This is a genomic window from Polynucleobacter sp. 31A-FELB, assembly GCF_018882405.1.
Taxonomy (GTDB): Bacteria; Pseudomonadota; Gammaproteobacteria; order Burkholderiales; family Burkholderiaceae; genus Polynucleobacter.
This window is the reverse complement of record NZ_JACVOO010000017.1, coordinates 21,842-43,699: the sequence shown is the minus strand read 5'-3', so window position 1 is coordinate 43,699 and position 21,858 is coordinate 21,842. Positions and strand designations below refer to the sequence as shown.

Annotated in this window: 22 protein-coding genes; 21 read left to right on the top strand and 1 reads right to left on the bottom strand. The window is 44.2% G+C overall.

From position 1 onward, the window contains the following. Positions 1-103 precede the first annotated feature (103 nt). From ICN30_RS09780 to ICN30_RS09710, 15 genes are all read left to right on the top strand, one after another. The gene (locus ICN30_RS09780) at positions 104-589 is read left to right on the top strand and encodes a YajQ family cyclic di-GMP-binding protein (RefSeq protein ID WP_215305825.1); all 486 of its coding nucleotides are present in this window, start codon (positions 104-106) and stop codon (positions 587-589) included. Then, entirely contained in the window at positions 573-1,508 is a 936-nt protein-coding gene (gene xerD / locus ICN30_RS09775) for a site-specific tyrosine recombinase XerD (RefSeq protein WP_370626631.1), read from the top strand. Before ICN30_RS09780 ends, xerD begins: the two co-directional genes overlap by 17 nt. A 54-nt stretch (positions 1,509-1,562) precedes the next feature. Further along, on the top strand, positions 1,563-2,198 hold the full coding sequence (gene plsY / locus ICN30_RS09770) for a glycerol-3-phosphate 1-O-acyltransferase PlsY (protein ID WP_216275261.1): 636 nt from the start codon (positions 1,563-1,565) through the stop codon (positions 2,196-2,198). Then, positions 2,195-2,566 (top strand): MAPEG family protein, encoded by a 372-nt coding sequence (locus tag ICN30_RS09765; RefSeq protein WP_216275259.1) that lies wholly within the window; start codon positions 2,195-2,197, stop codon positions 2,564-2,566. The genes plsY and ICN30_RS09765 overlap by 4 nt, the downstream gene beginning before the upstream one ends. Before the next feature lie 46 nt (positions 2,567-2,612). Further along, a complete protein-coding gene (folE, locus tag ICN30_RS09760; protein WP_216275257.1) occupies positions 2,613-3,392 on the top strand; it encodes a GTP cyclohydrolase I in 780 nt (259 codons plus the stop codon). A 422-nt stretch (positions 3,393-3,814) separates the two neighbouring features. Next, positions 3,815-4,123 (top strand): high-potential iron-sulfur protein, encoded by a 309-nt coding sequence (locus ICN30_RS09755; protein WP_215392080.1) that lies wholly within the window; start codon positions 3,815-3,817, stop codon positions 4,121-4,123. A 200-nt stretch (positions 4,124-4,323) separates the two neighbouring features. Beyond that, positions 4,324-4,863, top strand: coding sequence for an HPP family protein (locus ICN30_RS09750; protein ID WP_216275255.1), 540 nt, complete (start codon positions 4,324-4,326; stop codon positions 4,861-4,863). Positions 4,864-5,032: 169 nt separating this feature from the next. After that, on the top strand, positions 5,033-5,650 hold the full coding sequence (locus tag ICN30_RS11710; RefSeq protein ID WP_370626630.1) for a DapH/DapD/GlmU-related protein: 618 nt from the start codon (positions 5,033-5,035) through the stop codon (positions 5,648-5,650). A 4-nt stretch (positions 5,651-5,654) separates the two neighbouring features. Beyond that, positions 5,655-6,350 (top strand): hypothetical protein, encoded by a 696-nt coding sequence (locus ICN30_RS09740; RefSeq protein ID WP_216275253.1) that lies wholly within the window; start codon positions 5,655-5,657, stop codon positions 6,348-6,350. Then, the gene (locus tag ICN30_RS09735; protein ID WP_216275251.1) at positions 6,350-7,456 is read left to right on the top strand and encodes an EpsG family protein; all 1,107 of its coding nucleotides are present in this window, start codon (positions 6,350-6,352) and stop codon (positions 7,454-7,456) included. Before ICN30_RS09740 ends, ICN30_RS09735 begins: the two co-directional genes overlap by 1 nt. Further along, positions 7,453-8,397, top strand: a complete 945-nt coding sequence (locus ICN30_RS09730) for a glycosyltransferase (RefSeq protein ID WP_216275249.1) — start codon at positions 7,453-7,455, stop codon at positions 8,395-8,397. Before ICN30_RS09735 ends, ICN30_RS09730 begins: the two co-directional genes overlap by 4 nt. Then, positions 8,394-9,344 carry an SDR family oxidoreductase gene (locus ICN30_RS09725; protein WP_216275248.1) on the top strand — a complete coding sequence of 317 codons (951 nt, stop codon included), beginning with the start codon at positions 8,394-8,396 and terminating at the stop codon, positions 9,342-9,344. The genes ICN30_RS09730 and ICN30_RS09725 overlap by 4 nt, the downstream gene beginning before the upstream one ends. After that, positions 9,341-9,901, top strand: a complete 561-nt coding sequence (locus tag ICN30_RS09720) for a sugar transferase (RefSeq protein ID WP_216275246.1) — start codon at positions 9,341-9,343, stop codon at positions 9,899-9,901. The genes ICN30_RS09725 and ICN30_RS09720 overlap by 4 nt, the downstream gene beginning before the upstream one ends. A 16-nt stretch (positions 9,902-9,917) precedes the next feature. Further along, positions 9,918-11,858, top strand: coding sequence for a nucleoside-diphosphate sugar epimerase/dehydratase (locus tag ICN30_RS09715; protein ID WP_216275244.1), 1,941 nt, complete (start codon positions 9,918-9,920; stop codon positions 11,856-11,858). Between the two features lie 10 nt (positions 11,859-11,868). After that, positions 11,869-12,840 carry a glycosyltransferase family 2 protein gene (locus ICN30_RS09710; RefSeq protein ID WP_216275242.1) on the top strand — a complete coding sequence of 324 codons (972 nt, stop codon included), beginning with the start codon at positions 11,869-11,871 and terminating at the stop codon, positions 12,838-12,840. A 3-nt stretch (positions 12,841-12,843) separates the two neighbouring features. Here the strand turns inward: ICN30_RS09710 and ICN30_RS09705 are convergent, their stop codons facing one another. After that, positions 12,844-13,947: a glycosyltransferase gene (locus ICN30_RS09705; RefSeq protein ID WP_216275240.1), complete on the bottom strand. Its 1,104-nt coding sequence runs from the start codon at positions 13,945-13,947 to the stop codon at positions 12,844-12,846. Between the two features lie 192 nt (positions 13,948-14,139). Between ICN30_RS09705 and ICN30_RS09700 the strand changes: the two genes are divergently transcribed. The 6 genes from ICN30_RS09700 (at position 14,140) to ICN30_RS09675 (ending at position 21,858) form a co-directional block, all read left to right on the top strand. Next, positions 14,140-15,585 carry a mannose-1-phosphate guanylyltransferase/mannose-6-phosphate isomerase gene (locus tag ICN30_RS09700; RefSeq protein WP_255533208.1) on the top strand — a complete coding sequence of 482 codons (1,446 nt, stop codon included), beginning with the start codon at positions 14,140-14,142 and terminating at the stop codon, positions 15,583-15,585. Positions 15,586-15,692: 107 nt separating this feature from the next. After that, on the top strand, positions 15,693-16,673 hold the full coding sequence (locus tag ICN30_RS09695) for a GDP-L-fucose synthase (RefSeq protein WP_216275238.1): 981 nt from the start codon (positions 15,693-15,695) through the stop codon (positions 16,671-16,673). A 43-nt stretch (positions 16,674-16,716) separates the two neighbouring features. After that, positions 16,717-17,763 carry a GDP-mannose 4,6-dehydratase gene (gmd, locus tag ICN30_RS09690; RefSeq protein WP_216275237.1) on the top strand — a complete coding sequence of 349 codons (1,047 nt, stop codon included), beginning with the start codon at positions 16,717-16,719 and terminating at the stop codon, positions 17,761-17,763. Positions 17,764-17,765: 2 nt separating this feature from the next. After that, the gene (locus ICN30_RS09685; protein ID WP_216275235.1) at positions 17,766-18,620 is read left to right on the top strand and encodes a GDP-mannose 4,6-dehydratase; all 855 of its coding nucleotides are present in this window, start codon (positions 17,766-17,768) and stop codon (positions 18,618-18,620) included. 317 nt (positions 18,621-18,937) lie between these two features. Then, positions 18,938-20,746 carry a type I secretion system permease/ATPase gene (locus ICN30_RS09680; RefSeq protein ID WP_216275233.1) on the top strand — a complete coding sequence of 603 codons (1,809 nt, stop codon included), beginning with the start codon at positions 18,938-18,940 and terminating at the stop codon, positions 20,744-20,746. A 14-nt stretch (positions 20,747-20,760) separates the two neighbouring features. Continuing rightward, entirely contained in the window at positions 20,761-21,858 is a 1,098-nt protein-coding gene (locus tag ICN30_RS09675; RefSeq protein ID WP_216275231.1) for an HlyD family efflux transporter periplasmic adaptor subunit, read from the top strand.

The following is a 21,858-nucleotide window of genomic DNA, read 5'->3' as shown; positions in this document are numbered from 1 at the left end:
CGTGTTCGAGTTTCTGTTCGTAAATTATGAAAAAACTTGAAAAGTAACAATGCATTGATTGAATTTGCAGAATTGATTACCCAGATTATTTAAGGAGTTTGAGATGCCCTCATTTGACGTAGTGTGTGAGCCTGACATGATTGAGTTGAAAAACGCAATCGAGCAATCCAATAAAGAAATTACCAATCGTTTTGACTTCAAAGGCTCCGATAGCCGAGTTGAGCAAAAGGATGAGACTTTGATCTTATTTGGCGATGACGACTTTAAGTTGGGTCAAGTTCGTGACGTTCTTTACGGCAAGATGGCCAAACGTAATGTGGATGTGCGCTACCTCAAGGACGATAAAAAAGAAACTATTGGTAGCGATAAGCGCAAGCAAACCATGAAGATCCAAAAAGGCATTACTTCAGAATTGGCTAAAAAAGTAGTGCGCATCATCAAAGACAGCAAGATCAAAGTCCAGGCTAGTATTCAGGGTGATGCAGTGCGTGTAACGGGCACTAAGCGCGATGACTTGCAAGAAACCATGGCATTGCTTAAGAAAGAAGTTAGCGAGGCTCCATTAGGCTTTAATAACTTCCGTGACTAATGTAGTTGTGCCATCCATCCATCCGGCAAGCCAAGAGGCCATTGAGCGCTTCTGTGACGCTTGTTGGTTGGAGGATGGTTTGGCGCAAAACAGTTTGTCTGCCTATCGCCGAGACTTATTGCTCTTAGCTCAGTGGCTTCAAAAAGATTCGGGCATCGATCTCTATGGTGTCGCTGAAAAAAACCTCACTGCATATATTGCACATCGCCGGGCTGATAAGGCAACTACTGCTAATCGTCGGCTGACAGTATTTAAACGTTTTTATCGTCATGCCCTACGCATGAACTTAGTTAAAAGTGATCCTTGTATTGGTTTGCGTGCGGCTAAGCAAGCGTTGCGCTTCCCGAAAACATTGAGTGAAGATCAGGTCACTGCTTTACTTAATGCTCCCGATGTGGAGACTGCACTTGGATTGCGTGATCGCACTATGCTGGAATTAATGTATGCCAGTGGCTTGCGGGTCTCAGAAATTGTTGCCTTAAAGACCGTTGCTCTAGGATTAAATGAAGGTGTTATTCGGGTGGTGAATGGTAAGGGCGGTAAAGAGCGACTAGTTCCATTTGGTGGTGAAGCAGGTCAATGGTTACGTCGCTATTTGGCTGATGCCAGAACTCCATTGCTTGAGGGTAAGTCTTCGGACGCGGTATTTGTTGGGCGCCACACAGGTACAGGCTTAACCCGTCAGGCTTTCTGGGCGCTGATCAAGCGCTACGCTACCATTGCTAATATCCCCGTTGCCTTATCTCCGCATACCTTACGTCATGCTTTTGCTACCCATTTGCTCAATCATGGAGCGGATTTAAGGGTGGTGCAACTGCTTTTAGGCCATGCTGATATCTCGACTACCCAGATTTATACCCATGTAGCTAGAGAGCGCCTGAAATCAATCCATCAGCAGCATCATCCTCGGGGCACTTAAAGCGTGCCGATTCAAGCAATCATCAAGAATGTAATAAGTGTTTAAGATATCCCCATGAATTTAACTTTAGACCTATTGCTCATTCCGATTGCCTATCTGATTGGTTCCATCTCTTTTGCGGTGGTGGTGAGTAAGTGCATGCGTTTGCCTGATCCCCATTCCTATGGTTCCGGTAATCCAGGCGCCACCAATGTTCTGCGAACAGGCAATAAGCTTGCAGCTGTGCTCACATTAATTGGGGATGCGCTCAAAGGTTATTTTGCGGTGATGTTGGCGCGAGTATTGCTTGGAGATGAATCCTTAACATCAACACTCAATTCTTGGTTGTTATGTGGTGTTGTGATTGCTGTTTTCTTAGGACACCTGTTCCCAATCTTCCATGGCTTTAAGGGTGGTAAAGGAGTTGCTACTGCCTGCGGTATTTTGTTCGGTATTAATTGGATTTTGGGCGCAGCAACTTTGGGAACCTGGATTATTGTGGCGATGTTCATGCGCTATTCCTCATTAGCTGCTTTGGCAGCAGCAGTATTTGGGCCAATTTATTTTGTATTTTTGTTTGGCTTTCAACCTATGGCTATTGCGCTGCTGGTAGTTTGTCTACTGCTGATCTGGCGTCATCGCAGCAATATTCACAATCTAATGAACGGCAAAGAAAGTCGCATTGGCTCCAAGAAAAAAGGACAGTCATGACTATTGCGTATTGGTGTGTGCTGTTCATGGGGTTATTTCCTTATGTGGCAGCAGGCATCGCTAAAAAAGGTTTTGAGGGTTATGACAATGGCATGCCCAGGCAGTGGCTTGCTAAGCAGACAGGATTTCGGGCGCGAGCCAATGCTGCTCAAGCCAACCTTTTTGAATCTCTCCCTTTCTTTTTTGCGTCAGTGATCATTGCGTCCATCGCTAATGCCCCTCAAGACCGAATTGATTTATTGGCAATTGGTTTTGTATTGGCGCGTATTGCTTATCTGGTTTGCTATGTAGCGGATTGGCCAACTACGCGTTCCATCGTATGGCTTGCTGGCTTAGCTTGCGTGGTCAGCATCTTCTTTCAGATTTAAAAGAAATAAAAGTAAATTACAAAATTCATCGAGACAATAAATACACATGCCTACTAAAAAAATTCCCGCAAAGACGGTTGTCAAGACTCCTGTCAAAAAGGCCTCAAGTGTTAAGCCTGCTAATAAAGTTGCCGCCAAAAAGAGTGATGCTGGCACACCACTATCCGTAGTGATTCGTCGGCGTATCGAGGCGCAAAAAGCACGCTTTCATGCAAATGACAATATCTCTAAATTCATTCAGCCTGGTGAGCTGGAAGGCTTGGTAGATGAAGTAGCTGAAAAGATGCAGGCTGTTTTAGAAAGCTTGGTAATTGATACAGAGAGTGATCACAATACTAAAAATACAAGTCAACGTGTGGCTAAGATGTTTGTTAAGGAAGTATTCAATGGCCGCTATATCGAACAACCAACTCTTACTAAGTTTCCGAATGTAAGTCGCTTGAATGAGTTGATGATCATTGGCCCCATTACTGTTCGTAGCGCTTGCTCCCATCACCTTTGTCCAATTATGGGTCGCATTTGGATCGGCGTTCTTCCGAGCAAAGAGTCAGCACTGATTGGTTTATCAAAGTATTCGCGCTTAACTGAGTGGGTGATGTGCAGGCCACAGATTCAGGAAGAGGCCGTAGTCGAGTTAGCCGATATGCTTGAGAAAAAGATTAAGCCTATTGGCGTGGCAATCGTAATGGATGCAGATCATTTCTGCATGCAATGGCGTGGCGTAAAAGATCGCGATTCAAAGATGGTTAATAGCGTGATGCGTGGAGCTTTTCTTAAGGATTCCAACTTGCGTAGAGAGTTTTTATCGCTCCTAGAGAAAAGATAAGGCTTGCCCGGGCAAAAAGGAAATGATGAAGATGCAAAATAGAGGGGCAGCGAATTGTCTCTTCTCGCCCCCTCTAAGGTTACTGAGCAATCTCCTGTTAGGAGTAGTTTTGCTGGGATGCTCTATCTATCCAGATGTGAATGTAGAAGACGCCAAAAATAATAAGGCGACTTTTAAGCGCGACGCTCTGGATTGCGCTCAAGCCTACCCAGAGGCAGATTCTGGGGCCCATGTGAAACAGCGGATCTCATGTATGAATCTAAAAGGCTGGCATTAGATTAGGCAATTTATTGTTTGAGAACAATTCTCAACAAAATATCTATATAAATCAATAACTTATATATGTCATAGTCGAGTAATTTCATCTGATCTATGATCCTCAAAGATGCAAATTTTGTTCTACCTCACTCACTGGAGTTCCCATGAAAAATAGTCGTCGCCAATTTATGATTTTGTCTGCTGCTGGTGCCTGCACCTTAGCTTTGAACGGTAAAGTTCAGGCTCAAGCAATGGTTGCTGAAACTGATCCACAAGCTGCCGCTTTGGGTTATAAGGCTGATGCCTCTAAAGTAGATAAGGCAAAGTATGCTAAGTACGCTGCTGGTCAACAGTGCGATAACTGCGCTTTGTACCAAGGTAAAGCTGGTTCTGCTGCCGGCGGTTGCTCCTTATTTGCTGGTAAGCAAGTTGCTGGTAAGGGCTGGTGCTCTGCTTACGCTAAAAAAGCTTAAGTTTCGTTTTGAGCTAAGCTCATACCGACAAATAAATAGGCCGCTAATGCGGCCTATTTATTTTGAGCACTACCAGATCCCAGTATCCACTCGAGCCATGGTGGCAGGACAGTTAGCTTGGCGAGTTATAAGACTGGGTATTAAAAAAATATTAACAGCCCACAGTTATTTTCAACATCGCATTAACTTATGGAAAATTTATGAGACATTCTTTTAAATACGTATTTAAACGTGTGTCTTTTTACTTCGGTGGTGATCAGCCGCCTGTAAGTTGGTTGGAAAGAGTGCGGGCAGCCGTAGGGGCCTTTGTTGGCCTAGCCTCAGTATTTCTTATCGCCAAATATCTGGGCGAATTAGCTGGCTCTAGTGAATGGTTGATGGCCTCCTTAGGTGCAAGTGCCTTGCTGGTATTTGTATTACCTGGCAGTCCCATGGCCCAACCGTGGGCTGTAATTGGAGGCAATACCGTTTCTGCTTTGGTGGGAATTGCCTCCTATTTGCTAATTCCAGAGCCTCTATTGGCAATGCCTCTAGCGGTAAGCCTTTCAATTTTGGCGATGTTTAGTTTGCGTTGCTTGCATCCGCCTGCGGCTGCAGTAGCTTTGATTGTGATCTTGGGCCATATCGGCCATTTTTACTATGCGATTTTTCCAGTCATGATTGACTCAATTTTGTTGATTTTGTTGGGGGCGGCTTACAGCAATCTCACTGGTAAGTTATATCCCAATAAAGCCACTTAATCCATGGTTGGCAGATGATGTAGTTGATTACTAGTTTTAAATGAGCATTATTGTGAGCGGTAAACGTATTGATAAATTTTTTATAGTTTTTAATTGGTAGCACGATAAACACACTAAAATCGCTACAAGTTAGCTTTATAAAAGAGGCAAGGGGAATGGGAGTAAATCAGTGTTGATAGAAAGAGGGACACTTGCCACCTTAAGGCGCTATGGGTTTCTTGGTTCACTGCGCTTGATTCGGGATTTGATCCTCTCCAAGTTTGTTTCGCACCAGGTGCGTTTAATTCGTTACCCCTATTATTTTCGCGGTGCAAGAAATATTCATTTCGGTCGAGGCTTTACTTCTGGCGTTGGTTTGCGTATTGATGCATTTGGTCAGAAATCGAATCAAGTCATTTTTGGAGATAACGTCGAGGTGGGGGATTATGTTCATATCGGCGCAGTAGACAGCGTCATCATTGGAGATAATGTCTTAATGGCCAGCAAGGTCTACATCTCCGATCATGACCACGGTATTTATCGGGGTGCGCCAGAGCATTTATCTGGCCCAGCAGAAATTCAATCTCAAAAAATATTACAAACTTTCCCAGTCAAAATTGGCAACAATGTGTGGCTAGGTGAAAACGTCTGTGTTTTAAAAGGCGTTGAGATTGGGGAGAATTCTATTATTGGCGCTTCTGCTGTTGTCACCAAATCGATTCCTGCCAATTCAATTGCTATGGGAGCTCCAGCTAAAGTAGTTAAGTGCTATGACTTTGATTTGAAAGAGTGGGTTAGTTGTGCTTGATAGCTTGAGCTACGATTTAGTTGCAATGATGAGTGTTGGATTTCTCATCCTGATACTGATTTTTGGTTTTGTGATGGACGCGTACGCAGTCTTTTTGCGAGTAGCTGGAATAGAGGGGCTTGGCGAAGTATTGGCGATGTCGAACTTGGTTCAGTACATTGCAAGAATATCGAATGTGCTGGTGATTTTTGTTCTTTCATTTGCTTTTGAAACTGGAAGGTTGCATGTTCCAGTAGCGTTTATCTTCTTTGTCGCCTCGCTAGTGGGTATTGGCGCTGTCTTTTTCCTAATCAAATCTCAATCATTTTGTCGGCTAGTTCAGCTTGCCTTATTTCCAGTGCTATATCCCTCGTTTCGCCGTGTAGCTATGGTGCAGGTTTGGCGTGAGATTGGGGGTTTTCAGGGTTGCTCCCTTAAGCTTGCTGCTTATTCAGCGATTACAAATGTGTTAATTGTGATTGCAATGTTTGTCCCGTTTGGTATTGCGAGTTATTACCCTCAAATGCGCATGACATCAGTCTACTTCGGTCAGATGATGAATTTTTTTGCCACCTTGTTGGTATTTGCAATTCAAGACCCAGTCTCTATGCGGCTGATTGATGCGGGTAATTTAAAGCAGGCAGGTACATCTTTATTGTATGGACGCCTGTTTTCTTATTGCCTGTCTGCATTATTTTTCGCCATCATTTCAATTTTTTGATGAGTCATGACAGTTCCTTGTTGAAGCTAATGACACGATATAAAGATCAATTCAAGGCATATCTCGGGTTATTGATCTGCTGGATTGTGTTACTAGCGCTCACTACGCATTACTCAAGAGATTATTTCAATTACCACTGTTGGTTTAATACTGCATTGGTGTTAAGTCCGGGCGAACGTTTTTTTGGGCTACATAGCCTTGTTCGTGATCCTGCTTATTCCATGCTTCAGGCGTTGGGCACCTTATTTTTGCCTTTTGAAGTTTTTTTTGCGGCGTTGATATTGTTGGCATTGTCTATTAAATTTTTTGCTCTCAAGCGTTTGGTGCCTACCCTAAGTTTTCTATATGTACTGCCATATTTCATGGTGCTAAGTTTTTTACATGAGGGTACTCAAATTCGGATTGCTTTGGCCTTGTCAGTTGCGCTTTGGTCTCTGATTTGGTTTGCTCAGGGCCGGCGAAAACAATCTTTATTGTTGCTCTGCTTTGCCTGCGCTTTTCATTTATCAGCCGCTACCTTTTTTCTCGTTTTTTTATTAAAGGGTTTATACGATCGCTACGGCACTCGCTTATTAATTGCGCTGGGGGTATTTGGTGTGATCCTAGCTTATACCGGTCTAGTCCAAGAAATGCTTATGTGGCTTGGTGACAAGACCAATGCGCGCTATATGGCTTATTCAGTGGGCGCCATTTACCATCGACAAAATAGTACCGGCTTATTTGCTTATTTCCCTTTGTTTGTTGGCGCTTTAACTTTATTGGTTTGGAAAATTTACCAGCCAATACAGCCGGCCTGGCAAGAACTCAAGAAGATGGCCTTGATTTCAGGTTTTCTCGCTATAGTGATTTTGGGAATATTTCGTTTTAATGTGGTTATTGCCTCTCGCTTAGCCGATCTCCTGCTGTTACCAGTGGTTTTGGTGTTAGGTGCGGCTTTAGTGCAGCTAGTGGAGCAAAAAAGGCGATTCTTACTCGCTGTTTTGATCTTGTTATTGCTAGCTTATGGCGGTGCAAGGGGTTTGGTTACGTATTTGCCAGCGCCAAACTATGTTTATTTTTGCCCATCAGACTCCAAGCTTAATGAAGATAGGAAAAACGCTCAATGATGTCTGTGTCGCGTGAACCCGCTGGATCAGATGTTGCAAAGGTCGCCGTTCTATTAGCGGCATTTAATGGTATGGCTTGGCTAGATGAGCAATTAGCATCAATTTTGAATCAAGAGGGTGTCTTGGTCACCGTCTTTATTAGTGTTGATCAATCTAGTGATGGCACAGAAGCTTGGTTTGATTTGCAAGCAGCTCGCGATGTACGTTTACGGGTATTGCCACATGGAAGAGTGTTTGGGAGTGCGGCTCCGAATTTCTTCCGCCTCTTTCAAGAGGTAGATTTGAGTGAATTTGATTATGTCTGTCTATCTGATCAGGATGACATTTGGTCACCAGAAAAGTTAAGTAGAGCCACCCAGGTATTGGCACAAGAGGGGGTAGTGGCTTACTCAAGCAATGCCATTGCTTTTTGGGAAGATGGTAGAACTGCTTTAGTGAATAAGTCCCAAGCTCAGGTTCGCTGGGATTATTTATTTGAGGCAGCTGGTCCAGGTTGTACTTATGTTTTTAAAGCCAGTCTAGCTTGGGAGATCAAGCAATTTATTGCCTCGCATGGTCAAGAGATTAATCAGGTAGGCCTGCACGATTGGTTGATCTATGCCTATGTACGCTCACGAGGCTATCGCTGGACCATTGATCATCAAGCTCTCATTTACTATCGTCAGCATTCTCAAAATCAGGTGGGTGTTAATGCCGGCCTTAAAGGATTTATGCGTCGTGCAAGTAAGGTTTCTAGTGGTTGGGCTTTAACTCAGGCAGCGCTGATCGCTAGAATGATTGGTGCCGACAAGGCCCCTTTTGTACGATCTTGGATTGCTGGAGGTTCTCTTGGTTTGTTAAGATTGTCTTTAGATTTTTGGAATTGTCGCCGACGCTTTCGCGACAAATTCATCTTTTTATTTTCATGTTTATATTTAGCCTTGTTTGGAAAAGGCTTATGAAAAGTCTATTAATCACTGGCGCTAATGGTTTTGTTGGTCGGGCATTGGTTGAACAGTCTGCCGCAATGGGTTACCAAGTAACAGCCTGCACCAGAAAGCCTGCAGTCTTTGCTGAGTCTGTTCACAATTTCGTTGTGTCAGATTTCAGCCATCAAGCTAATGTGTGTGATGCGTTGAAAGGGGTGGATGTTGTCATCCATTTAGCCGCGCGGGTCCATGTCATGAAAGATGCGACCGAAAATCCTCTAGTTCAGTATCAGGCCATGAATGTTGATGCCACACTGGCTTTGGCCAAGCAGGCGGTAACGCTAGGCATCAAACGGTTTATTTATATGAGTTCTATTAAAGTGAATGGCGAGTCCACTGCTATAGGAGTGCCTTTTACACCTGCCGATTATCCTGCGCCAAGTGATCCCTATGGAGTATCTAAAATGCAGGCGGAAGAGCAGCTCTTAGCGCTTGCCAGATTAACGGGCATGGAGGTGGTGATTATTCGCCCACCACTGATTTATGGTCCAAGAGTGAAAGCCAATTTTGCCAGCATGATGAAATGGGTTCGCTCTGGGATGCCTTTACCACTAGGTGGTATTCATAATCTGCGCAGCATGGTTTTCTTAGGCAATTTAATTGATTTAATTCTGGTATCCGTCAGTCACCCTGATGCTAAAAACCAAGTATTTTTAGTGTCAGATGATGAGGATATTTCGGTAGCAAGTCTGATTCGTAAATTGGCAGCAGCCATGCATGTTCGCACTGTGCTTATTCCCATTCCTAGTGCCCTGCTAAAGCTTGCTGCTAGCTTGATAGGAAAACGATCAATTGCCCAGCGTTTATGTGATAGTTTGCAGGTCGATATTTCGAAAACCAAGAGTTTGTTAGGTTGGTCACCGCCATTCACCCTTGAACAGGGTCTCGCTTTCACTGTTAAGTGGTATTTACGTAAATGAAACGCTTATTTGATTTTTCACTTGCTCTAATCTTGAGCATCCTCCTATTACCCATTTTATTGTTCTTAATGCTGGTGGTTAAATTGAGTTCTCCGGGGCCGGCAATTTATTGGTCTGACAGGGTGGGTAAAAATAATGTCGTGTTTCGGATGGCTAAACTTCGCACAATGAAGATAGATACTCCTGCAGTAGCTACACACTTGCTAGCAGATCCTTCGTCTCAGTTAACTCCAGTTGGGGGCTTTTTAAGAAAGTCCAGTTTGGATGAATTGCCTCAGCTTTGGAATATATTGGTGGGGGATATGAGTTTTGTGGGCCCCCGTCCTGCCTTGTTTAATCAAGCTGATTTAATCGCATTACGGACACAAGCAGGGGTAGATCGACTATCTCCAGGTCTGACGGGATGGGCGCAACTTAACGGCAGGGATGAACTCAGCATTAATGAAAAGGTAAAATTTGATTATGACTATTTGAGGCATCGCAATTTCCTTTTTGATATGAAGATCATTTGGTTAACTGCGGTTCAGGTAGCAAAAGCAAAAGGCGTCTCCCACTAAGTGGCTATATATATTCATGATTATTCCCTCTTCTAATAAAACAACGCAGTTTCTTTTGGCGATGCCTCGGCTCCTCAAAAGAATGATTGCGCTTTTGTTGGATGTGGCTTTGATTGGATTGACAGTCTGGCTTGCATTCTATTTACGCCTTGGTCAATGGATTAATCCATTGAATACGGAATGGCAAATTTTTTCCGCATTTTGGCCGGCCCTATTATTTTCATTGCCGATATTTATTATTTCTGGACTTTATAGAACCATCTTTCGTTTTTCGGGCTTGCCAGTATTAGTCGCGCTAGTTCGTGCAGTGGGTATTTATAGCTTGTTGTATGGCTTTCTAATCACAGTCATCGGTTTGCCTGGTGTTCCGCGTACGGTGGGGTTGATTCAGCCAATCTTGCTACTGCTTTTTATTGGTGGCTCTCGTCTCCTGGCGGCATTTTGGTTGGGCGGTGCCTATCGTTCTAAATTAAAGCGTCAGCACTTGCCTCGGGTTCTCATATATGGTGCAGGCTCTACAGGTCGTCAGTTGGTTGGTGCTTTAAGACAGAGTCATCAAATGAATATCTTGGGATTTTTAGAAGATGATCCTGCTTTAGATGGCAATGTATTAAATGGCTATCGTATTTACTCTGCTGAAAAATTGCCAAAGCTGATTTCTAAACTCAAGATCACCGATGTTCTTTTGGCGTTGCCATCCATTAGTCGTCGTCGTCGAAATGAAATTATTGCATTTGTTCAAACTCAAAAACTCCGAGTAAAAACCTTGCCAAGCATGATAGATATGGCCAAGGGAAAAATTGCGATTTCTGATATTCATGAACTTGATATTGAGGATTTATTGGGGCGTGATCCAGTTGAGCCCAATGCTGATTTGTTGAAAAAAAATATTACCGAAAAAGTTGTCTTGGTGACGGGGGCTGGCGGCTCTATCGGAAGTGAGCTGTGCAGGCAAATTGTTTTGGAGAAGCCTCGCAAGTTAATTTTGTTTGAGCAAAGTGAATTCAATCTATACCAAGTTAACCAAGAGTTAAAACAATTAATTGAGCACCGTTCTTTATCGGTAGAGCTATTGCCTATCCTGGGTTCGGTGCGTGATGAATCTCATTTAAGAGAACTCTTTTCTGCCGAAAAACCTCATACCGCATACCATGCTGCTGCGTATAAACACGTCCCATTAGTAGAGGCGAATCCAGTCGAAGGGATTCTGAATAACGTTTTTGGTACTTTGACCACTGCATCCGTGGCGCTTGAGCAGGGGGTGAGTAGTTTTACCTTGATTAGTACCGATAAGGCAGTGCGACCCACCAACGTGATGGGCGCAAGCAAACGCTTGGCCGAATTAGTTTTGCAGGGCTTGGCTCAAGAGCAAAAAACTCATCCTCAAGCAGGACGCAACACGATTTTCTCTATGGTGCGATTCGGGAATGTATTGGATTCATCGGGCTCAGTGGTGCCCCTGTTTAAACAGCAAGTAGCGCAGGGTGGTCCCGTGACCTTAACGCATGCTGAAGTCACGCGCTACTTTATGACCATTCCTGAGGCTGCTCAATTGGTAATTCAGGCATCTGCCATGGCTACTGGTGGTGACGTGTTCTTGTTAGATATGGGTGATCCAGTCAAGATCATGGACCTTGCCCGACGCATTATTGAGTTATCGGGCTTAACGGTATGCGATGTTGGTAATCCGGATGGGGATATTGAAATTGCCATTACTGGATTGCGTCCTGGCGAAAAACTATATGAAGAATTATTAATTGCCGATAACCCAGAGCAAACGCAGAATAAACGGATTATGAAAGCGCATGAGGAGTTTATTCCTTTATCAGAATTTACTTCTCGACTTGATGCTTTAAAAGGCTATTGCCAAGCACGAGACTTGCATGGAATACAGTCCATTCTTTTAGCTTCAGTGAGTGGTTATGTGCCTGATTCTCATATCACTGATTTAGAGTGAAATCGAATTGATGAGCACTTTTACACCAACACCTTCCATTCAAACACCCCATTCCTCTGTGGTGGTAGCAATCCTGCTGTGCACTTATCACGGTGAAAAGTATTTGACTGATCAGCTTGCATCCATTGAAACGCAAGATCATCCTGATTGGGTGGTATATGCAAGTGATGATGGCTCTAGTGATCGCACTATAGAGATCTTGCATGATTTTCAATCACGCTGGCCGGTTGGTAGGTTGCATATTCGTAAGGGGCCGCAGCAAGGATTCTGCCGTAACTTTTTGTCACTAGCTTGCGATCCTAATATTGAGGCGGACTACTATGCATTCTGTGACCAAGATGATGTCTGGTTGGCTGACAAATTAAGCAGCGCATTACAAGCGGCTACAGCCGCTTTGCAGGACTCTCCAAGCGAGGTGTTTTTGTATTGCGGTCGTACGCAATATGTCAACAAAATTTTAGAGCCCTGTGGCATGTCTCCTTTATTCGTTTTCCCTCCCAGCTTTCGTAATGCCCTGGTGCAAAGTATTGCCGGGGGGAATACGATGTTATTTAACTTGGCAGCTAAACGCTTGATCGAAAAAGTCGGTTCGGTAGATGTTCCCTTGCATGATTGGTGGATATATCAATTGATATCTGGGGCTGATGGTTTAATTGTCTACGACCCAACTCCCCACTTGCTATATCGCCAGCATGAGGAAGCCCAAGTGGGTGGTTCCCATTCCATATTCTCAGTTGTAAAACCCATCATGATGTTGTTGGGTGGGCGCTTTCGGAATTGGAATACCAAAAATACCGCCGCACTAGAAAGCGCTGTTTCCTTATTAAGCAAAAATAATCAGGAAATTTTGCGTTTATTTGAAAAAATTAGAAACGCTAGTCTAAAAGACCGTATCCGATTAATTGAGGTATGCGGCGTATATCGACAAACTTATCGCGGCACGCTAAGCCTGCTCTTGGCTACTATTTTTAAGAGGGTATAAGAGTTAGTACAGCTTGTGTAGCTGATCTAGTCGCTCAGAAATCGCTTTGCCCATCACTGCAAAAGAATGGTGTTCTCGCATATAGAGTTGTGCATTCATGCCCAGCATATTTCTAAATGGAACATCATGCACAATTTTTTGTAATGCAGCAGCAGCAGCAGGAACGTGCGCATTAGCCCATACCTGATTTTTAGAGTAGTGATAGTCTGCAGGATCTACAGCAATCTCATCATAGGAAATTAAACAAGAGTTGCTTGGATTCATAAACTCCAAGTTACCTGAGTATGCAGTGCCTACAACGGGTTTACCTAAGTACATGGACTCAGCCATGCCAAGCCCCAAGCCCTCCGAGCGGTGAAGTGAAATATAACTATCAACGCAATTGAGTAGCCCCCGCATTTGCGCTGTGCTGAGCTGTTGATCCATAAAAATAATACGACTGTCCTTTTTTGCCCGTTGCTCTAGCTTGGCAAAGGTATCGGGGTGCAAATGTTTGTTAATGGATTTAATGATTAGAAAAACATTTTTTTCTTCAGGCGGGAATGCTAGCAAAAAAGCATCAATTGTTGCCTGAGGGTTTTTGCGTGCCACAGATGAGTTGAAGTCAAAGCTACTTAAAAACAGAAATCCTGTTTCTGGTAATCCAAAGTATTGGCGTGTAAATTGCGCGTCTGGTTTTTCAAATTCAACTGCAAATGGAATTTTGACAACTCTTTTATGCGCTTGGCGCATCGAGGAGGCAATAAACTCCGTGTTGACCCAAATCTCATCAATTAAGGATAGGGCGTAGCGCCACTCCTGCGGAAAATTTTTCAGCTCCCAAAACCAGTAAGCAATGTTATAGCGATTTGCCCATTCCGCTAAACCGACCCAAGCCGGTAGGCGATATAGTAAGTCGGGATTGACGGTGATGCAGTTGATTGGATATTGACAATAGTCCGATAAATAGGGGTCTAAGGTTTTATTGTTTTGACTGCTCAATAGAGGCGCACTAAATCTACGCACAATAAATGGGATGGATGCCTTGTCAATTGCGCGCGCAATGTAGCGCAGAGCCTCTCCCAAGCCTAAATCACCCTGGTAGTACCCAATTAAGTTAATCCCCATTTGCCGCTGCTTTAGCTGTGGGATAATTCTAGGAGTTAGCAGGAAAAACAATCTCACTGCAAATTGCTTGAAATGCCTTTTGAGATTGCGAATAATGGCCGGAACTGACATATTGGCATTATAGATGGGAGCAATTTACGGTGTTTTATAGCTTAATGCCTCAATATCTGATTTGCCATACTCAATAATCAAATGATGAAACTGGATTTATTACCGGTAATTTTGTCTGGCGGCGCTGGAACGCGTTTATGGCCCGTTTCCCGTGAAGGTCATCCGAAGCCTTTTATGAAATTGGCTGATGGTCAAAGCCTGCTGGAAAAGACCTATTTGAGGGCAGCCAAGCTATCTACTTGCCTGCGTCTAAATGATCATCCTCAAGTCCTCACGGTAACCAATCAAGCCTATTATTTTCTTTCTCGCGATGTAGAGCTCAAAGCAGGTATCAATAGCTTATTTTTATTAGAACCATTTGCGCGTAATACTGCAGCTGCTATCGCCTTGTCAGCACATCAAGCCATTAGTCGATATGGTCATGACATCATTTTGCTGATATTGCCTGCTGATCACTTAATTGATGACTTTGAGCATTTCAATAATGCAGTCAATAAAGCCGCCCAATTAGCGAATGATGGTTATTTGGTGACCTTTGGGATTAAGCCATCCGCTCCAGAAACTGGATTTGGATACATTGAGTGCGGTCAAGCGATGGGCAATGGCAAAAAAGTGAATCGCTTTGTTGAGAAGCCCAACCTCGAAACTGCTAAGCAATATTTAGCCGATGGAAATTATTTGTGGAATTCGGGGATGTTTTGTTTTCGCGCTTCCACCCTGCTAGAGCAATTAAAAATCTGGGCTCCTAAAGTCGCTTCTAATGTAGAGATGTGCTGGGCTGGTATGTACCAGCAAGCCGCGCTCTCAACGGCTCTAGAGATCCCAGATATTCCATTTGAGACGGTTCCAAATATCTCAATTGACTACGCCTTAATGGAGCGCTCAGACAAGGTGGTGGTGGTTGACGGCGATTTTGCCTGGAACGACATTGGCTCTTGGGCTGCGATTCGGGATCTAGCAAAGCCTGATGCTAATGGCAATCGGGCACTAGGCGAAAGTGTGTTCGTTGACTCAACCAATACCTTTGTGCAGTCCGAAGATCGTTTAGTGGCTACAGTGGGATTAAAAGATGTCATGGTGATCGATACTCCAGATGCTTTATTGGTTGTCGATGCCAATCGCTCGCAAGATGTGAAAAGCGTAGTGGCGCAACTGAAGTTGGCTGATCATCAAATCGTCAAACTACATCGTACGGTTTCTCGTCCTTGGGGTACTTACACAATATTGCAAGAAGGTGTGAACTTTAAAATCAAGCGCATTGAGGTCAAGCCTAATGCCCGTTTAAGTTTACAAATGCATCATCATCGCAGTGAGCATTGGATTGTTGTGAGCGGTAAAGCGAAAGTCACTAACGGGGATCGGACGCTGATTCTCTCGACGAATGAATCAACCTATATTCCCGCGGGCCATAAGCATCGCTTGGAAAATATTGATTCAGAGATGCTGGTCATGATCGAAGTGCAAAGCGGTTCTTATACCGGCGAAGACGATATTGTGCGTTTTGATGATGAATATGGCCGTACCTAGCAAAAAGCGTGACTGATTCCTTATTGCGGGAATGAGGGCAGGCAATGGCTCATATTGAGGGATAATGGTCGTGATGGCGTAATTTATCCCTTGCTCATTTAAATCACATGCAAAATAATCAAAATCCGAAGATTTTTGTTGCAGGCCACAACGGCATGGTTGGGTCATCCATTTTGCGTAACTTAAAGCAAATGGGCCATACCAACATCATTACGCGTAGTCGAAAAGAGCTCGATCTCACCAGCCAAGAGGCAGTTGCTGAGTTCTTTAAACAGGAACGTCCCGATCAGGTTTATATGGCTGCAGCCAAGGTTGGCGGGATTCATGCCAACAATACCTATCCTGCCGAATTTATTTATGAGAATTTAATGGTCGAATGCAATGTCATTCACCAAGCATTTTTATCTGGAACGAAAAAGATCTTATTTTTGGGTTCTAGCTGTATTTATCCTCGCTTGGCTACTCAGCCCATGGTTGAAGAAGCGCTCATGGAGGGCAAATTAGAGTCCACTAATGAGCCCTATGGCATGGCCAAAATTGCGGGCATTAAATTGTGTGAAAGCTATAACCGCCAATATGGCCAGACCCATGGCATTGATTACCGTTCAGTCATGCCTACCAATTTATACGGTCCAGGTGATAACTATCATCCAGAAAATAGCCACGTCATTCCGGCATTAATGCGGCGTCTGCATGAGGCTAAGGTCAATGCATCCCCAGAGGTATTGATTTGGGGAACTGGAACTCCGCGCCGAGAATTTTTATATGTTGATGACATGGCAGCTGCTTCTATTTTTGTAATGAATTTAGATAAGAAGATCTATGACTCACAAACGGAGCCAATGCGAAGCCATATCAATGTTGGCTTTGGCTCTGACTTGTCAATTAAAGAGCTCGCACTGCTGATGGCTCAAGTAGTGGGCTACCAGGGCGCGATTTTGTTTGATACATCTAAGCCTGATGGTTCACCTAGGAAGCTGATGGATTCTGGAAGGCTCAGAGAGCTGGGTTGGTTGCCTCAAAAAGAGCTGCTAGATGGACTAACACAGACCTATGCAGACTATTGCAAGTCGGAAGTGCGTACTTAAAAATTGTTTTTCAAATAACTATATTGATGAGGGTGGGTAGCTTGTGAGCGGCGCAAAAAAAGTAGCAATCATTACGGGAATTACAGGGCAAGATGGAGCCTACTTGGCGCAATTGTTGCTCGATAAAAATTACTCTGTTTACGGCACTTATCGTCGCACGAGTTCAGTTAATTTTTGGCGAATCCAAGAACTAGGAATTGATCGACACCCTGATTTGCATTTAGTCGAGTTTGATTTAACGGACCTATCTTCAGCGATTCGTTTATTAGAAAAAACGAAGGCTGATGAGGTTTATAACTTAGCTGCCCAAAGTTTTGTGGGTGTGTCATTTGATCAGCCTATTACTACTGCAGAAATTACCGGTATTGGTCCCGTGAACTTATTAGAGACTATTCGGATCGTCAATCCCAAAATTCGTTTTTATCAAGCGTCTACTTCCGAGATGTTTGGCAAAGTACAGGCCATTCCGCAAGTGGAAGACACTCCGTTTTATCCCCGTAGCCCCTATGGCGTAGCTAAGCTCTATGCCCATTGGATGACGATCAATTATCGGGAGAGCTATGGCATTTTTGCCTCTAGCGGTATTTTGTTTAACCACGAGTCACCATTACGCGGGCAAGAGTTCGTAACCCGAAAAATTACCGATACCTTGGCCAAAATCAAATTGGGTTTGACGCCCGTATTGGAGTTGGGCAATCTAGATGCAAAACGGGATTGGGGTTTTGCTAAGGATTACGTAGAGGGCATGTGGAGAATGTTGCAAGCCAAAGAGCCGGATACCTTTGTTCTGGCAACGAACCGCACTGAAACAGTTCGTGATTTTGTCACCATGGCAGCTAAAGCTGCTGGCTTTGATTTGGAGTGGCGTGGTGCTGGAGAGCAAGAGCTTGGAGTTGATCTTCAGAGTGGAAAAACGATTGTCCGAATCAACCCACAATTTAATCGTCCGGCAGAAGTAGATCTATTGATTGGAAATCCAGAAAAAGCCAAAAAAATCTTAGGCTGGGAGCCCAAAACATCATTAGAGTCTTTGTGCCAGATGATGGTCGATGCTGATATCAAGCGTAATCAACTGGGCTATTCATTTTAAAAATGCGGTTACTGATTACTGGGGCCGATGGCTTTACGGGGATACATCTGTCTCATGCTGCCAAGGGTGCTGACTATGAGGTGCATGCTCTTGAAGGTGACCTCCAAGATTTGGGTAATGTGCGTGAGCAGGTGCTACGCATCGCTCCTACCCATGTGGTGCACTTAGCGGGGATAAGTCATGTAGCAGGCGAAGAGGAGCTTGCTTACTACGGAGTCAATCTGTTGGGAAGCTTAAATTTACTTAACGCCTTATCGCAACTTGATAAGCCGCCACAAAAAATTATTCTTGCAAGCTCTGCCAATGTCTATGGCAATAATGTGAATTGCCCCACTTCAGAAGCCGAGATGCCCGCTCCGGTGAGTCACTACGCCATGAGTAAATTGGCGATGGAATACTTAAGCCAGCCTTTTTTAGATCGTTTGCCCATTGTCATTATTCGCCCCTTTAATTACACGGGAGTAGGGCACGGCAAGCATTTCATTATTCCTAAAATTGTTGAGCACTTTAATCTTCAGGTGACTCATATTGAGCTTGGGAACTTGGATGTCTTGCGAGAATATAACGATGTACGCGATGTCTGCGAAGTCTATTTAAAGCTACTTGCGCAGGGAGTGCCTGGCCAAACCTATAACGTTGCCTCGGGCCGAAGTTACTCCTTGCATCAAGTGATTAGCGCTTTGGAAAAAATTAGTGGCCACTCTTTAGTGGCTACTGTGAACCCCCGGTTTGTCCGCGCCAATGAGATTTTTAATCTTTCTGGCGATTCTGCTAAGTTGGAGGACTGTATTGAGGCGGTTGGCTGGCGCCCATTAGAGGATACCTTAGAGTGGATGTATCGATCTAACGCAGCTTGATCGGTATTTTGGGGCCTTTTATGCCTCAATATTGAGGGTATTGGGGTAAGATCATCAAAAAATGAGTGATTAATATCAATGGCTTAGTCGATAAATTGTGATCAAGGTCACAATTAATGTTAATATTCTATCTTTATAAAAATAAATAGTGATTTTTGAGCTTTTTCCAGTTGTTCTGTAGTTTTAGCGCGATGGGTGATGTTCCTGGCTTGCTGAAAACAGGGGAAAAAGGGGGAAAGTAGGGGGTAAAACCTTTAAAATCAGCTGTTTTACTTGGTTAATCCAGGAGCACGAATTTGCAAAATCGATTCCGGCAGATGATGCCTAAAAATGAGATCACAGAAGCGCTGGTGAAATTTAAGCGCATCTTTTATACGATTGCCATTTTTACGGCCTGTATCAACATCTTGATGCTCGTTCCTTCTATATACATGTTGGAAGTATATGACCGAGTATTGGTAAGTCGCAATGAAACTACCTTGTATGTGCTGAGCATCATGGTGTTGGGTCTTTTCGCTTTAATTTCAGTCTTGGAATACATTCGCAGCATGGTGGTGATTCGCATCGGCGCCAAGATGGACACCTTCTTAAATAATCGCGTCTACACCGCTGCCTTCGAGCAAAATCTGCGCAGTACTGGAGTGAATGCCGGCCAGGCTCTGAACGATCTCACAACCATTCGTCAGTTTGTAACTGGCAATGGCATGTTTGCATTTTTTGATGCACCGTGGTTCCCGGTTTATCTCTTAGTCATCTTTATGTTCAGCTTTTGGATGGGCTTGTTTGCTTTTGTCAGTGTGATTTTGCTGGTAGGCCTAGCCTGGTTGAATGAGATTGTGTCCCGCAAACCGCTAAGCGAAGCAAATACCACTGCAATTCGCTCTAGCAATATGGCGACCAATAATTTGCGCAACGCCGAAGTGATTGAGGCGATGGGTATGTTGCCTAATATGCGTAAGCGTTGGTATAGCCAGCACATTAAATTCTTAAAACTCCAAGCTGAAGCAAGTCAAAAAGCATCGCGAGTGAGCTCGATTACCAAGTTTGTACGAATCGCAGTGCAGTCATTAATTTTGGGCGTAGGTGCTTTGTTGGTGATTTATGGCCAAGTCACATCAGGAATGATGATTGCCGGCTCTATTTTGTTAGGCCGTGCATTGGCCCCGGTAGAGCAAATTATTGCTGTGTGGCGCCAATGGAGCAGTGTGGTTTCTGCTTATCATCGCCTCCAAAAATTGCTGGCTGACAATCCTCCACGCGAGGCTGGTATGGAGTTGCCAAAACCTCAAGGGGCTTTGAGTGTTGAGAGCGTGACTGCTGCTCCGCCAATGGTAGCCGTGCCGGTTCTAAAAAGTGTCAGCTTTCAAATTAACGCAGGTGATTGTTTAGGGGTGATTGGACCGAGTGGTTCAGGTAAATCTACCCTAGCGCGTTTGCTTGTAGGTGTGTGGCGTGCCGCAGTTGGCAAGGTTCGTTTAGATGGCGCTGATGTTTTTCAATGGAATAAAGATGAGCTTGGTCCAAATATGGGTTACCTGCCGCAAGACATTGAGTTATTTGCAGGCACGATTAGTGAAAATATTGCCCGCTTTGGTGATGTTGATGCTGAGGAAGTGGTCAATGCTGCCAAATTAGCCGGGGTACATGAATTGATATTGCGCCTCCCTGAGGGCTACGACACCCCGATCGGTGATGGTGGTCTCGGTTTATCTGGTGGTGAGAAACAACGTTTAGGTTTAGCTCGTGCTCTATATGGCGGTCCATCAGTGATCGTGCTGGATGAGCCTAATTCGAATCTAGATGACATCGGTGAGATTGCCTTGACTCAAGCGATCATTCGTTTGCGTCAAATGCGTAAGACAGTGATTTTGATCAGTCATCGTCCAAGCATTATTCGCGAAACTAATAAATTACTGGTTCTTCGTGATGGTATGGTTTCTGCATTTGGTCCTACCGATCAGGTTCTCAAAGATCTAGCTCAATTTAAAGCGCAACAAGAATCTCAAGCAGCCGCTAGGGCAAAAGCCGAAGCGGATGCGCGCGCTCAAGCATCAGCCAATATTGTTAAGGTTGCTGATGATTCCGCCATTGATACGGATGACGACAGCACATCCGGTGATAAGTAAATTACGAGAACACGATGTTAAAACTACCTTACGAAAATTCCAAAGCTTGGCTTCAAGAGCGTATTGCTGCTCTTCAAGTAGCTAGAGCAAATGATGATGATTATGAAGAGCATGACGAGAAGCATTACGCACGTCTTGGCTGGATTATTCTGCTTGTCGGCTTTGGCGGTTTTATGCTTTGGGCCTTATTTGCTCCTTTGGATAAGGGTGTGCCAGCCGAAGGTACTGTTATTGCTGATGGCCAGCGTAAGACAATTCAGGCGCCATTCAATGGGGTGATTGATCAGATTTTGGTAAAAGATGGTGAGGTAGTGGACGAGGGGCAGACTCTAATTACCTTTAATAATTTGCAGGCGACTGCACAGGCTAATGGCGCACGCCAAGCCGTGCTTGGTTTGCAGGCCCAGGTGAAGGGTATCGAGGATTCCGTCTCTAATAAGCAGCAGCAATTAGTGGCTATGAAAGAACAGTTGGCCAATGTGCAGTTGTTGGCTAAAGAAGGTTATGTTGCCCGCAATCGCGTGTTGGAAGTTCAGCGCAATTATTTACAACTCAATGGTTCTCTATCTGAAGATCAAGGTAATTTAGTTCGCTACCGTTCGCAATTGGCAGAACAAGAATCTCGGCTTGCTGCTTATGAGTTTGATTTAGCAAATACCTCCGTTAAATCGCCAGTTGCTGGTTCAGTTGTGAACTTAGAAGTTTTTACTCCAGGTGCCGTAGCGCAAATGGGTATGAAGTTGCTTGAGGTTGAGCCACGCGATGCCGCTTTAGTGGTTGAGGCGCGCGTGCCAGTGCATTTGATTGATAAGGTTCATGTAGATTTACCAGTTGAACTGATGTTCCCTGCCTTTAATCAGCGCAGCACTCCCAATATTCCCGGTAAGGTCATTGTTGTGCCGAACAATCGCACGCAAGATCCACGTACTGGTGAGCCGTATTACAAAATTCAAGTTGAAGTTACTCCGGCAGGTAAAAGCAAGTTGCGTGATAACAAGGTGCGTCCGGGCATGCCGGCACAAGTCTTTATTGTTACTGGCGAGCGCACAATGATGTCCTACCTCATTAAGCCGATTACCGATCGCATTCATACCTCATTGAATGAGGAGTAG